Genomic DNA, 12,349 nt, shown 5'->3' on the forward strand with positions numbered 1-12,349 from the left:
GCAGACTCGCAGATGGCCGGGAAGGGCCGCCGCCGGGCCCCCCTGCGGCGGCCCGCCCGGCCCCCCGCCCGTCGTTACCGTCTCCTTCGAAGGGACGCGACATGCTCACCACCGACTTCCCCGCCGGCTCCCCCTGCTGGGTCGACCTCGGCAGCCCGGACCCGGCCGCCGCCGCCGCGTTCTACGGCACGGTGTTCGGCTGGACCTTCCAGTCGGCCGGGCCGGAGGCCGGCGGCTACGGCTTCCTCCAGTTGGACGGCCGGACGGTCGCGGCCGTCGGCCCGCTCACCGAGGAGGGCGCGCACTCCGCCTGGACGACGTACTTCCGCACACCGGACGCCGAGGCCACCGCCACGGCCGTCGAGCAGGCCGGCGGCACCGTCCGGGTCGCGGCCTTCGACGTGATGGACGCCGGGCGGATGGCCCAGCTGACCGACCCGCAGGGCGCGCAGTTCGCGGTCTGGCAGCCCGGCAGCGTCAGCGGCCTGGACGCCGTCTCCGAGGACGGCGCGCTGATCTGGATCGAGCTGCACACCGGCGCGGTGGACGCCGGCTTCGACTTCTACCGGAAGGTCTTCGGCTGGCGCTCCGAGGACTTCCCGGCGCCCGGCATGACGTACAAGGTGCTGTCCTCCGCCGAGGGCGGCGATCTGCAGGCGACCAGCTTCGGCGGCATCGCCCCGGTGATGGACGCGGCCCAGCCGGCCGCCTGGACGCCGTACTTCGGCTCCTCCGACGTGGACGCGGTGGTCGCCCGGGCCACCGGCGCCGGCGCGACCGTGCTGATGGGCCCGGAGAGCGTCCCGGACGTCGGCCGGCTCGCCTGGCTGGCCGACCCGTTCGGCGCGCCGTTCGCCCTGATCAAGGGCGAACCGCCGAAGGAGACCTGAGCCCCCCCCGGGCCCGCGCTCAGCGGACCGGGTGCCCGGCCTCCCGCAGCGCGTTCTTGACCTCGCCGATCCGCAGGTCGCCGAAGTGGAAGACGCTGGCGGCCAGCACCGCGTCCGCGCCGGCCTCCACCGCCGGGGCGAAGTCGGCGAGCTTCCCGGCACCGCCGGAGGCGATCACCGGGACGGACACGGCCTTGCGCACGGCCCGGATCAGCTCCAGGTCGTAGCCGTCCTTGGTGCCGTCCGCGTCCATCGAGTTGAGCAGGATCTCGCCCGCGCCCAGCTCCGCGGCGCGGCCGGCCCACTCGACGGCGTCCAGGCCGGTGCCCTGGCGGCCGCCGTGGGTGGTGACCTCGAAGCCGGACGCGGTCTCGGTGCCCTCGGGGCAGCGGCGGGCGTCCACCGAGAGCACCAGCACCTGGCGGCCGAACCGCTGGGCGATCTCCCGGACCAGCTCGGGCCGGGCGATGGCGGCGGTGTTGACGCCGACCTTGTCGGCGCCGGCCCGCAGCAGCTTGTCGACGTCCTCGACGGCCCGGATGCCGCCGCCGACGGTGAGCGGGATGAACACCTGCTCGGCGGTGCGGCGGACCACGTCGTAGGTGGTCTCGCGGTCGCCGGAGGACGCGGTGATGTCGAGGAAGGTCAGCTCGTCGGCGCCCTCGGCGTCGTAGAGCTTCGCCATCTCGACCGGGTCCCCGGCGTCCCGCAGGTTCTGGAAGTTGACGCCCTTGACCACACGGCCGGCGTCGACGTCCAGGCAGGGGATGACACGTACTGCGAGGGTCACGGCTGATTGCCTTCCAGAGCTTCCAGGGTGGCGGCGAGTCCGGCGCGGTGGGCGTCGAGTTCGACCTCGACGAGGATCCGCGAGTCGACCAGGCTCTGGACCACCACGACGGCGGCCACCGGCCGCACGGCGCCGAAGAGGTCCTGGTGGGCGCGGCCCGCCGCGTCGATGTCACGGGAGTGGGTCAGGTACATCCGGGTGCGGACCACGTCGTCCGCCGTCAGACCGTACGCGGCCAGGGCCTCCAGCGCGTTGCCGAAGGCCGCCCCGGCCTGCTCGTAGGGGTCGCCCTCGCCGTGCAGCACGCCGTCGACCAGCGGCCTGGCGCCGGCCACGTGGACGTGGTCCCCGGCGGCCACCGCCTGCGACGCGCCGAGGAGTTCCTCCCAGGAGGAGAACCCGCCGACCCGGCCGCGCACGATCCGACGTTCCGTCATCCCGAAACCGCCTCCAACGCCTCTTCGAGGGTGAACTTGTGCTCGTAGAGTGCCTTGCCGACGATCGCGCCCTCGACTCCCTCGCCGACCAGGCCGGCGATCGCCCGCAGGTCGTCCAGCGAGGAGACGCCGCCGGAGGCGACGACCGGCCGGTCGGTGGCGGCGCACACGTCGCGCAGCAGCTGGAGGTTGGGGCCGGTCAGGGTGCCGTCCCGGTTGACGTCGGTGACCACGTAGCGGGCGCAGCCCTCGGCGTCCAGGCGGGCCAGCACGTCGAAGAGCTGGCCGCCGTCGCTGGTCCAGCCGCGGCCGCGCAGGGTGGTGCCGACCACGTCCAGGCCGACGGCGATCTTGTCCCCGTGCTCGGCGATGACCTTGGCGACCCACTCGGGGCTCTCCAGCGCGGCGGTGCCGAGGTTGACCCGGGTGCAGCCGGTGGCGAGGGCGGCGGCCAGCGAGGCGTCGTCGCGGATGCCGCCGGACAGCTCGACCTTGATGTCGAGGGTCGCGGTGACCTCGCGCAGCAGCTCGCGGTTGGAGCCGGTGCCGAAGGCGGCGTCGAGGTCGACCAGGTGCAGCCACTCGGCGCCGGCCTCCTGCCAGGCGAGGGCGGCGGCGAGCGGCTCGCCGAAGGAGGTCTCGGTGCCGGAGGCGCCCTTGACCAGGCGGACGGCCTGCCCGTCCCGGACGTCGACGGCGGGCAGCAGTTCGAGGCGGTTCATGGTGGACAACTCTTCCGTCGTCAGAGGGTGTTGACCCAGTTGGTCAGCAGGGCGGCGCCGGCGTCGCCGGACTTCTCGGGGTGGAACTGGGTGGCCCAGAGCGGGCCGTTCTCCACGGCCGCGACGAACGGCTGCCCGTGCGTCGACCAGGTGACCAGCGGCGGGTTGATCCGCGCGCTGTGCGTCTCCAGCTCCCAGTGCCGCACCCCGTAGGAGTGGACGAAGTAGAAGCGGGCGTCGGCGTCCAGGCCGGCGAACATCCGGTTGCCCTCGGGGGCGTCCACGGTGTTCCAGCCCATGTGCGGGACGACCGGCGCCTCCAGCGGCTCCACGGTGCCCGGCCACTCGTCGCAGCCGGCGGTCTCCACCCCGTGCTCGACGCCCTTCTCGAAGAGGATCTGCATGCCCACGCAGATGCCCATGACCGGCCGGCCGCCGGCCAGCCGGCGCCCGACGATCCAGTCCCCGCGGACCGACTTCAGCCCGCGCATGCAGGCCTCGAAGGCGCCGACGCCGGGGACGAGCAGGCCGTCGGCCTCCATCGCGGCCTGGTAGTCCGAGGTGACGGTGACGGTCGCCCCGGTCCGCTCCAGGGCGCGCTGCGCCGAGCGGAGGTTGCCCGAGCCGTAGTCGAGCACCACGACGTTCTTGCCCATGTTCAGGTGTCCAGTCTTTTCGTTCGCTCGGCGGTTACAGGCGCATCAGGCCGGCGGCCAGGCACATCGCCGAGCCCAGCGCGAGCACGAGGATGACGCCCTTCGACTGCTTCTGCTTCCAGAAGGAGATGACGCCGCCGGCCAGGAAGAGCCCCACGAAGATGAGGACGATCGTCACGTTGTTCACAGCGCACCCTTGGTCGACGGGAGGATGCCGGCCGCGCGCGGATCGCGCTCGGCGGCGTACCGCAGGGCCCGGGCCAGCGCCTTGAACTGGCACTCCACGATGTGGTGCGCGTTGCGCCCGTACGGCACGTGGACGTGCAGGGCGACCTGGGCCTGGGCCACGAAGGACTCCAGGATGTGCCGGGTCATGGTGGTGTCGTAGGCGCCGATCATCGGCGCGATGTTCTCCGGCTCGGTGTGCACCAGGTAGGGGCGGCCGGAGAGGTCGACGGTCACCTGGGCGAGCGACTCGTCCAGCGGCACGGTGCAGTTGCCGAACCGGTAGATGCCGACCTTGTCGCCGAGCGCCTGCCGGAAGGCGGCGCCGAGCGCGAGGGCGGTGTCCTCGATGGTGTGGTGGGTGTCGATGTGCAGGTCGCCGTCGGTCTTCACGGTGAGGTCGAAGAGGCCGTGGCGCCCGAGCTGGTCGAGCATGTGGTCGTAGAAGCCGACGCCCGTGGAGATGTCGGTCCTGCCGGTGCCGTCCAGGTCTATCTCGACCAGGACGGACGTCTCCTTGGTGGTGCGCTCGACGCGTCCGATACGGCTCATTGCGGGGTTACAGCTCCTTGATCACAGTGGCGACGGCGGCCAGGAAGGCGTCGTTCTCGGCGGGGGTGCCGGCGGTGACGCGCAGCCACCCGGGGACACCGTTGTCGCGGACCAGGACGCCGTGGTCGAGGATGGCCCGCCAGACGGCGTGGGTGTCGGCGAAGCGGCCGAACTGGACGAAGTTGGCGTCCGAGTCGGTCACCTCCAGGCCGAGCCCGCGCAGCGCCTCGACCAGCCGGTCGCGCTCGTCCTTGAGCCGGCCGACGTAGCCGAGCAGGGTGTCGGTGTGCTCCAGGCAGGCCAGCGCGGTCGCCTGGGTGACGGCCGACAGGTGGTACGGCAGGCGCACCAGCTGCACCGCGTCCACCACCGCCGGGTCGGCGGCCAGGTAGCCCAGGCGCAGCCCGGCCGCGCCGAAGGCCTTGGACATGGTGCGGCTGACCACCAGGCGGGGGCGGCCCTCGATCAGCGACAGCAGCGAGGCGCGGTGCGAGAACTCGACGTACGCCTCGTCGACCACCACCAGGCTGGGCCGGGCGGCCTGCGCGGCCTCGTACAGCCGCAGCACGGTGTCGGCCTCGACGGCGGTGCCGGTCGGGTTGTTCGGCGAGCAGACGAACACCACGTGCGGCCGGTGCTCGGCGATCGCCGCGACGGCGGCGTCCACGTCGATGGTGAAGTCGTCGCCGCGCGGGCCGGAGATCCAGCCGGTGCCGGTGCCGCGGGAGATCAGCGCGTGCATCGAGTACGAGGGCTCGAAGCCGAGCGCGGTGCGCCCGGGGCCGCCGAAGGTCTGGAGCAGCTGCTGGAGCACCTCGTTGGAGCCGTTGGCGGCCCAGACGTTCTCCCGGGCGACGGCGAAGCCGGTGGTCCGGGAGAGGTACGCCGCCAGGCCCTCGCGCAGCTCGACCGCGTCCCGGTCGGGGTAGCGGTTGAGGTGGCGGGCGGCCTCGGCGACCCGCTCGGCGATCCGGGCGACCAGCTCCTCGGGGAGCGGGTACGGGTTCTCGTTGGTGTTCAGCTGGACCGGGACATCGAGCTGCGGGGCGCCGTACGGGGACTGGCCGCGCAGCTCGTCCCGGACGGGGAGGTCGTTGATCTTCGTCACGTGCCCGGCACACTCCAGTCGAATCGGGCCTTGATCGCGTCGCCGTGACCGGGCAGGTCCTCGGCGTCCGCCAGGTTGACGACGTGCGCGGCGATGCCGGCCAGCGCCTCGCGGTCGTACTCGACGACCTGGACGCCGCGCAGGAAGGTCTGCACGGACAGGCCTGCGGAGTGGCAGGCGCAGCCGCCGGTGGGCAGCACGTGGTTGGAGCCGGCCGCGTAGTCGCCGAGCGAGACCGGGGTGTACCGGCCGAGGAAGATCGCGCCCGCGTTGCGGACCTTCGCGGCGACCGCGTGCGGGTCCCGGGTCTGGATCTCCAGGTGCTCGGCCGCGTACGCGTTGACCACGGCCAGGCCCTGCTCCAGGTCGCCGACCAGGATGATGCCGGACTGCCGGCCGCCGAGGGCCTCGGCCACCCGCTCGGCGTGCTTGGTCCGGGCGACCTGGGCCTTCAGCTCGGCCTCGACCGCCTCGGCGAGCGCCACCGAGTCGGTGACCAGCACCGAGCCCGAGGTCGGGCCGTGCTCGGCCTGGCTGATCAGGTCGGCGGCGACGTCCACCGGGTCGGCGCTGTCGTCGGCGAGGACGGCGATCTCGGTCGGCCCGGCCTCGGAGTCGATGCCGATCCGGCCGGCGAAGTAGCGCTTGGCGGCGGCCACGTAGATGTTGCCCGGGCCGGTGACCATGTTCACCGGCTCGCACTCCTCGGTGCCGAGCGCGAACATCGCGACCGCCTGGGCGCCGCCGACCGCGTACACCTCGGTGACGCCGAGCAGCGCGCAGGCCGCCAGGATCGTCGGGTGCACCCGGCCGCCGAACGCCTTCTGCGGCGGCGAGGTCACCGCGATGCCGCGGACGCCCGCCTCCTGGGCCGGCACCACGTTCATCACAACGGAGGACGGGTACACGGCCAGGCCGCCCGGCACGTACAGGCCGACCCGGTCCACCGGCACCCAGCGCTGGGTCACCGTGCCGCCCGGCACCACCTGGGTGGTGTGCCCCTCGCGGCGCTGGTCGGCGTGGACCAGCCGGGCCCGGCGGATCGACTCCTCCAGCGCGGCGCGCACCTTCGGGTCCAGCTCGGCGAGGGCCTCGGCGAGCTGCTCGGCCGGGACCCGGGTCGACTCCAGCCGCACGCCGTCGAAGCGTTCGGTGATCTCGATCAGCGCCGCGACCCCGCGATGATGCACGTCCTCGGCGATCGGGCGCACCGTCTCCAGGGCGGCCGCGACGTCGAAGTCGGCACGGGGCAGCAGGTCGCGCGGGTCGTCGAGCGAGCCGCGCAGATCGATTCGAGAGATCACGCCACCCAGTGTAAGGAGTGGCCGGAACCGACGGTCCCGCATTTCAGTCCGTGATACGAAGGTCGAGACGACCGGGGGACGCGGGGGGAAACATGACGGAACGGGCACCGGACGGCTGGACGGCGGCCGAGCAGGCCCTGTGGGGGGCGTTCCGGCACGGCCGGATCCACGACCTGCGCACCGGCGACCCCGCGCTGGACGACCCGTTCGGCGAGGCCGTCTGGGGCACCGACCGGACGATCCGCGCCCAGGTGCTCGCCCGGCTGCTGCTGGACGGGCCCGCCGCCGTCCCCGGCCGGGTCGCCTCGCTCAAGCTGACCGGCGCGCTGGTCACCGGCCCGCTGCGACTGGCCGGCGGCACCATCGGGCACTACGTCGAGCTGCACGACTGCCGCTTCGACCAGAAGATCCTGATGTCCGAGGCCGAGGCCGGCACCCTGCGCCTGGTCGGCTGCCTGCTCCCGCGGCTGGAGGCCTCCCGGCTGGTCACCTCCGGCGACCTCCACCTGGCCCGCTGCCGCGTCCCGCAGGGCGTCCGGCTCACCGACGCCCGGATCGGCACCGACCTGCTGCTCAACCAGGCCGTCCTCGGCGGCGACCGGTTCGGCCGCGCGCTGTCCGCCGACGGCCTCGCCGTCAGCCAGGACTTCGAGGCCGAGCGGTTGCAGTCCGTCGGCGAGCTCAGTCTGCGCACCGCCCGGATCGGCGGCCGGTTCTCGCTGCGCGGCGCCCTGCTGCGGGCCGCCCCCGACAACCCCAACGCGCTCAACGCCCCCCGAATAACCGTCGGCCACACCCTGTACCTGAGCAGCTCCGCCGACCACGGCTGGTCCGACTCGCAGTCCTACTACGGCTCCGGCTACGGCCAGGTCGTTCCGCCCGGCGCCGCCAGCACGCCGTTCCGGGCCTACGGCCGGGTCCGGCTCTCCGACGGCCGGTTCGAGAACTCCTGCCTGATCTCCGGCGCCGAGTTCCACCTCGGCGAGGGCGAGGAGCTGGCGCTGCGCCGGATCCAGACCCCCGAGCTGCGGTTCACCTGCCGCACCCCGCCCACCGGGACGGTCTCGCTCTCCCGCGCCCGGGTCGGCAACCTCGTCGACGCGCCCGACGCCTGGCCCCGGGGCAAGCACCTGGGCCTCACCGGCTTCACCTACGAGTGCCTGCGCCCGGCCGCGCCGTTCACCGTCCAGCAGCGGATCGCCTGGCTGGAGAGCGCCTCGGTGGAGTTCCAGCCGGAGTCCTACGAGCAGCTCGCCGCCGCGCTGCGCCGGGACGGCGCCGACGACGACGCCCGCGAGGTGCTCTACGCCAAGCAGCGCCGCCGCCGGCACACCCTGCCGCTGCCCGCCCGGGTCTGGGGCCGGATCCAGGACGCCACCGTCGGCTACGGCTTCCGCCCCGGCCGGGCCGCGCTCTGGCTGCTGCTCGCCTGGGCGCTCGGCAGCGCCTACTTCGCCACCCACGAGCTCCAGCCGCTCAAGGCCGACGAGCGGCCGCACTGGAACCCGGTGCTGTACGCGCTCGGCCAGCTGCTGCCGGTCGTCGACCTGGGCCAGGCCGGCTGGAACCCCGGCGGCGCCGCCCAGTGGGTCTCCGCCGGCCTGGTCGTGGTCGGCTGGGTGCTCGCCACCACCGTCGCCGCCGGCGCCACCCGGATGCTCCAGCGCGGATAACGCGGACAACGCGGACAACCCCGAAGCGCGCGTGCCGTCGGGGGAACTACGCTGTCCGCCGTGACAGAACGGCTGCCGCTCTTCCCGCTGAACAACGTGCTCTACCCGGGCCTGGTCATGCCCCTGAACGTCTTCGAGGAGCGCTACCGCCGTCTCGTCGCCGATCTGCTGGACGGGCCCGAGGACCGGCCGCGCCGCTTCGGCGTGCTCGCCATCAAGGACGGCCGCGAGGTCGCCCCGGTCCGCCTCGACGAGGGCCCGGCCGGCCCGCTGGACGGCCTCGGCACCGCCACCGGCGACCCGCTGGAGGCCCTGCACCACATCGGCTGCGTCGCGGACGTCACCTCCGTCCAGCCGCGGCCCGACGGCCGCTACGAACTGCTGGTGACCGGCACCACCCGGTTCCGGCTGCGCTCGGTCGAGGTCGGCGGCCCCTACCTGGTCGGCGAGGCCGAGGCGATCGAGGAGCGCGCCGGCGAGGGCTCGGGCGCCCTGGCCGCCGAGGTCGAACGCGCCTTCCGCACCTACCAGCAGCGGCTCGCCGGCGCCCGGGAGGCCAGCACCGTCGGCCGCCAGGAGCTGCCCGACGACCCGCAGGTGCTGTCCTACCTGGTCGCGGCGGCGGCCGTGCTGGAGGTCCCGCTCAAGCAGCGGCTGCTCGCCAGCCCGGACAACGCCCAGCGGCTGCGGGCCGAGCTCGACCTGCTGCGCCGCGAGAGCGCGGTGCTGGGCTGGCTCCCCTCGCTGCCCGCCGTCAACCTGACCCGTCAGTCCTTCAGTCCCAACTGATCGCGGAGGCCCCGTGGCCAAGAAGCCGAAGAAGGGCGGCCAGGGCACGCCCGCGACGGCCGCCCTGGAGACCGCCGCCGTGCCGTACACCGTGCACGCCTACCCGCACGACCCGGCGGCCGCCTCGTACGGCGGCGAGGCCGCCGAGGCGCTGGGGGTGCCCGCCGAGCGGGTGTTCAAGACCCTGGTCGCCGATGTCGACGGCGTCCTGACGGTGGGCGTCGTGCCGGTGGCCGGCAAGCTCGACCTCAAGGCGCTGGCCGCGGCGGTCGGCGGCAAGCGCGCCGCGATGGCCGATCCGGCCGCCGCCGAGCGCAGCAGCGGCTACGTCCTCGGCGGCATCTCGCCGCTCGGCCAGCGCCGTCCGCTGCGCACGGTCGTCGACGCGAGCGCGCTGGACCACCCCACCGTCTACGTCTCCGCCGGGCGCCGCGGTCTGGAGGTCGAGCTCTCCCCCGACCACCTCGTCGCGCTCACCGGCGCCCGCACCGCCGCCATCGCCCGCTGACCGGCGGCGCTGTTCCGGGAGGGGCGGCGGGGGGCCGTCAGCCCTCCCGCCGGTCCTCCGGCGGGGCGGCCGCGTCCACGACCGGGGGCCCCGGCACCCAGTACGGCGGCGGGTCCTCCTCGCGCTTGCCGAACGCCGCCGACAGCGCCAGCAGCAGCACCATCGCCGCCATCGGCCAGGTCAGCACCGCGCCGTACGCCCCGAGGTCGATGTCCGCCTGGAAGTGACCGCCGTTGCCGACCCGCCGCGCCTGCGCGATCAGGTCCCGGCTCGGCCCGAGCCACCGCCCGAGCCCCCACGCGCCCACCGAGGCCAGCAGGCCGCCGACCGCCAGCCCGACGGCCACCGCGATCCCGCCGCCCCGCCGCCGGGTGAACAGGAACGCGCCCAGCGCCGTCAGGACGCCCATGCCCAGGCCGATCAGCACGAACACGCTGTCGGCCCCGGCCCGCTGCTCGCCCTCCGGGTCCGCGTAGAGGATCTTGTTGCCGTCCACCACCAGCGGCACCTTGGGCGCCAGCCAGACCCAGAGCCCGGCCATCACGACGCCCAGCACCAGACAGGCCAGCACGGTGACCGCCCCGATCCGCAGCTCGGGCAGCAGCCGCCGCGCGAGCGGCTCGGCCGGCCCGGCCTTCCCGGACACCCCGTCCAGCCCGGGCGGCAGCCCGTACGGCTCGGACGCGGGCGCGGGCGCGGCGTACGGATCACGGTCGGCGGCGTACGGGGCGGGCACGGCGTCCGCCACGGAATCGGCGCCGCCGTCGGCGCGCGCGGGATCCGGAGGTGTGTTCGGTACGGTCACGCCCCCATCGTTTCACGGTCGCCGCCCCCACGACCCGGCCACCCACCGAAGCGGCCGGCCCCTCGGCGGAGGCTACCGCCGGGTCGCCCGCCGGTACGCGCGGGTGGCGACGGCGAGCGAGACCACGCCCACCCCCGCGCACACCCCGAGGTTCGCGATCACCGCCGCCCAGTCCGGCTCCGGCCGGAACGTCCGGGCGAAGGCCTCCACCGCGTAGGTGGACGGCAGCAGGTCGCGCAGCCACAGCACCGGCTGCGGCAGGTGGTCGACCGGCAGGACGCCGAGCAGCAGCGCCGCCGACATGCCGAGCTGCCCGAGCATGGTGGCGATCTCCTGCCGGGGAGCGAGCAGCCCGCAGGCCGCGCCGAGCCCGGCGAGCGCCGCCCCGGCCAACGGCACGACGGCCAGCAGCACCCACAGCTGTCCGAGCGGCAGCCCGAACATGATCGCGCCCGCGCCCGCCGTGACCAGCGTCCCGGGCAGGGTGAACGAGGCGAACGCGGCGGCCGCGCCGAGCACCACCGAGGCGGCGGGCACCGGCAGCGTCGCGTAGTGGTCCAGGCCGCCGCTGGCCCGCAGCCGCCCGAAGTACTGGGCGAGCAGGTTGAGCGCCACGAAGGCGACCACCAGCACGCTGGAGCCGGCCACCACGTACCGGGCGGCCGAGGTCTGCCCGGCGTCGACGACGCCCCGCATCATCACCAGGATGCCCAGCGACTGGAAGGTGGCCACGAACAGCAGCGGGATCCGGGCCACCCGGGCCCGGGCGAGCTGCGCCCGGTAGACGGCCGCGAGGGCGGGCAGCAGCCGGGCGGCGGGGGCGAGCGGGGCGGGCCCGCCGGCTGCGGCCGGGGTGGTGCGCGGCGGTGCCGAGAGCAGCGTCACTTGGCCAGTCCTCCGTGGCGGCCGCCCAGCTTGAGGTAGGCGTCCTCAAGGCTCGGGGTGGCCAGGGTGAAGTCGTCCAGGGCGGCGAAGGCCGGGCCGGTGGTGACGGCCGAGACCAGTTCGCGGGCCTGCTCGGGGGTGGTGCGGACGGTCCAGCGGCGGCCGGTGCGCTCGGCCCGCTCGGCCAGCGCGGCCACTGCGGGGACGCCCAGCGGTGCCTCGTCCCGCCAGACCAGGTCGAGCCGGACGTCGCCGTCGACCAGCGCCTTGAGCCCGCCGGGGGTGTCGCAGGCGATCACCCGGCCCTCGTCGATCACCGCGACCCGGTCCAGCACGGTCTCGGCCTCGATCACGTTGTGGGTGACCAGCAGCACGGTGGCGGAGCGCTCGGCCCGGCGGCGCTCGACCGCCGCCCAGACGGACCGGCGCGCGACCGGGTCCATCCCGGTGGTCGGCTCGTCCAGGACGAGCAGCGGCCGGTCGCCGACCAGCGTGGCGGCGAAGCAGGCGAGCCGGCGCTGGCCGCCGGAGAGCTTGGCGAGCGGCCGGTGGGCGAGCGGTTCCAGGGCCAGTTCGGTGATCACCTCGTCGGCGGCCGCCCGGGCCTCGGCGCGGCCGAGGCCGCGCAGCCGTCCGGTGGTCTCGGCGGCGAGGGCGACGGTCAGCTCGTCGAGCGCGGAGGACTCCTGGCCGAGGTAGCCGAGCAGCCGGGCGGCCCGTTCGGGGTGCCGGACGATGTCGTGGCCGAGGATCTCGATGCTGCCGGAGTCGGGCCGCAGCAGTCCGGTGAGCTGGCGGACCAGGGTGGACTTGCCCGCGCCGTTGGGCCCGAGCAGGCCGAAGATCTCGCCCTGCCGGACGGTCAGGGTGATGCCGTCGTTGGCCCGGATGTCGGTGGCGGCGGCGCCGCGCCCGGCGCGGTACGTCCGGACCAGGTCGCGTACGGCGCAGCACGGCGCGGTCTCCTGGGGTGCCCGCCCGGCCGTCTCGCTCACGTCCGAAGAC

15 protein-coding genes are annotated in these 12,349 nt (G+C 74.6%); 4 read left to right on the forward strand and 11 right to left on the reverse strand.

Features of this window, described 5'->3' with window-relative positions; all coding sequences use genetic code 11:
• Window positions 1-101: 101 nt before the first annotated feature.
• Window positions 102-890, forward strand: coding sequence for a VOC family protein (locus tag ACFP3U_RS03315; RefSeq protein ID WP_380223596.1), 789 nt, complete (start codon window positions 102-104; stop codon window positions 888-890).
• 19 nt (window positions 891-909) lie between these two features.
• On the opposite strand, the gene hisF is transcribed toward ACFP3U_RS03315, so the two are convergent.
• The 8 genes from hisF to hisD are packed head-to-tail and all read right to left on the reverse strand — an operon-like array spanning window position 910 to window position 6,684.
• On the reverse strand, window positions 910-1,680 hold the full coding sequence (hisF, locus tag ACFP3U_RS03320; RefSeq protein WP_380223598.1) for an imidazole glycerol phosphate synthase subunit HisF: 771 nt from the start codon (window positions 1,678-1,680) through the stop codon (window positions 910-912).
• On the reverse strand, window positions 1,677-2,117 hold the full coding sequence (locus tag ACFP3U_RS03325; protein WP_380223599.1) for a Rid family hydrolase: 441 nt from the start codon (window positions 2,115-2,117) through the stop codon (window positions 1,677-1,679). Before ACFP3U_RS03325 ends, hisF begins: the two co-directional genes overlap by 4 nt.
• Window positions 2,114-2,839, reverse strand: coding sequence for a bifunctional 1-(5-phosphoribosyl)-5-((5-phosphoribosylamino)methylideneamino)imidazole-4-carboxamide isomerase/phosphoribosylanthranilate isomerase PriA (gene priA, locus ACFP3U_RS03330; protein WP_380223600.1), 726 nt, complete (start codon window positions 2,837-2,839; stop codon window positions 2,114-2,116). Before priA ends, ACFP3U_RS03325 begins: the two co-directional genes overlap by 4 nt.
• Window positions 2,840-2,859: 20 nt before the next feature.
• Window positions 2,860-3,495 (reverse strand): imidazole glycerol phosphate synthase subunit HisH, encoded by a 636-nt coding sequence (gene hisH, locus ACFP3U_RS03335; protein WP_380223601.1) that lies wholly within the window; start codon window positions 3,493-3,495, stop codon window positions 2,860-2,862.
• A 34-nt stretch (window positions 3,496-3,529) separates the two neighbouring features.
• On the reverse strand, window positions 3,530-3,682 hold the full coding sequence (locus ACFP3U_RS03340) for a hypothetical protein (protein WP_380223602.1): 153 nt from the start codon (window positions 3,680-3,682) through the stop codon (window positions 3,530-3,532).
• The gene (gene hisB / locus ACFP3U_RS03345) at window positions 3,679-4,272 is read right to left on the reverse strand and encodes an imidazoleglycerol-phosphate dehydratase HisB (RefSeq protein WP_380223603.1); all 594 of its coding nucleotides are present in this window, start codon (window positions 4,270-4,272) and stop codon (window positions 3,679-3,681) included. Before hisB ends, ACFP3U_RS03340 begins: the two co-directional genes overlap by 4 nt.
• 7 nt (window positions 4,273-4,279) lie before the next feature.
• A complete protein-coding gene (locus ACFP3U_RS03350; RefSeq protein ID WP_380223604.1) occupies window positions 4,280-5,380 on the reverse strand; it encodes a histidinol-phosphate transaminase in 1,101 nt (366 codons plus the stop codon).
• The gene (hisD, locus tag ACFP3U_RS03355; RefSeq protein WP_380223606.1) at window positions 5,377-6,684 is read right to left on the reverse strand and encodes a histidinol dehydrogenase; all 1,308 of its coding nucleotides are present in this window, start codon (window positions 6,682-6,684) and stop codon (window positions 5,377-5,379) included. Before hisD ends, ACFP3U_RS03350 begins: the two co-directional genes overlap by 4 nt.
• Before the next feature lie 92 nt (window positions 6,685-6,776).
• Between hisD and ACFP3U_RS03360 the strand changes: the two genes are divergently transcribed.
• From ACFP3U_RS03360 to ybaK, 3 genes are read left to right on the forward strand one after another with little or no spacing between them, the layout of a single operon-like run.
• Window positions 6,777-8,357, forward strand: a complete 1,581-nt coding sequence (locus tag ACFP3U_RS03360) for an oxidoreductase (RefSeq protein ID WP_380223608.1) — start codon at window positions 6,777-6,779, stop codon at window positions 8,355-8,357.
• 51 nt (window positions 8,358-8,408) lie between these two features.
• A complete protein-coding gene (locus ACFP3U_RS03365) occupies window positions 8,409-9,146 on the forward strand; it encodes an LON peptidase substrate-binding domain-containing protein (RefSeq protein ID WP_380223719.1) in 738 nt (245 codons plus the stop codon).
• Between the two features lie 13 nt (window positions 9,147-9,159).
• The gene (gene ybaK / locus ACFP3U_RS03370; protein ID WP_380223609.1) at window positions 9,160-9,654 is read left to right on the forward strand and encodes a Cys-tRNA(Pro) deacylase; all 495 of its coding nucleotides are present in this window, start codon (window positions 9,160-9,162) and stop codon (window positions 9,652-9,654) included.
• A 37-nt stretch (window positions 9,655-9,691) separates the two neighbouring features.
• On the opposite strand, the gene ACFP3U_RS03375 is transcribed toward ybaK, so the two are convergent.
• The 3 genes from ACFP3U_RS03375 to ACFP3U_RS03385 all read right to left on the reverse strand — a co-directional run bounded on the left by ACFP3U_RS03375 (window position 9,692) and on the right by ACFP3U_RS03385 (window position 12,339).
• Complete coding sequence (locus ACFP3U_RS03375; RefSeq protein ID WP_380223610.1) at window positions 9,692-10,459, reverse strand: hypothetical protein; 768 nt, start codon at window positions 10,457-10,459, stop codon at window positions 9,692-9,694.
• A 72-nt stretch (window positions 10,460-10,531) separates the two neighbouring features.
• Window positions 10,532-11,344, reverse strand: coding sequence for an ABC transporter permease (locus tag ACFP3U_RS03380; RefSeq protein ID WP_380223611.1), 813 nt, complete (start codon window positions 11,342-11,344; stop codon window positions 10,532-10,534).
• Window positions 11,341-12,339, reverse strand: a complete 999-nt coding sequence (locus tag ACFP3U_RS03385; RefSeq protein ID WP_380223612.1) for an ABC transporter ATP-binding protein — start codon at window positions 12,337-12,339, stop codon at window positions 11,341-11,343. Before ACFP3U_RS03385 ends, ACFP3U_RS03380 begins: the two co-directional genes overlap by 4 nt.
• Between the last annotated feature and the right edge of the window lie 10 nt (window positions 12,340-12,349).

Origin of the sequence: Kitasatospora misakiensis (assembly GCF_042656005.1) — a bacterium.
Taxonomy (GTDB): domain Bacteria; phylum Actinomycetota; class Actinomycetes; order Streptomycetales; family Streptomycetaceae; genus Kitasatospora; species Kitasatospora misakiensis.

Bases quoted from the DNA above. Each gene is read 5' to 3' on its own strand.
- ACFP3U_RS03315 (WP_380223596.1), top strand. From the start codon at position 102: ATGCTCACCACCGACTTCCCCGCCGGCTCCCCCTGCTGGGTCGACCTC.
- ACFP3U_RS03325 (WP_380223599.1), bottom strand. From the start codon at position 2,117: ATGACGGAACGTCGGATCGTGCGCGGCCGGGTCGGCGGGTTCTCCTCC.
- priA (WP_380223600.1), bottom strand. From the start codon at position 2,839: ATGAACCGCCTCGAACTGCTGCCCGCCGTCGACGTCCGGGACGGGCAG.
- hisH (WP_380223601.1), bottom strand. From the start codon at position 3,495: ATGGGCAAGAACGTCGTGGTGCTCGACTACGGCTCGGGCAACCTCCGC.
- hisB (WP_380223603.1), bottom strand. From the start codon at position 4,272: ATGAGCCGTATCGGACGCGTCGAGCGCACCACCAAGGAGACGTCCGTC.
- ACFP3U_RS03360 (WP_380223608.1), top strand. From the start codon at position 6,777: ATGACGGAACGGGCACCGGACGGCTGGACGGCGGCCGAGCAGGCCCTG.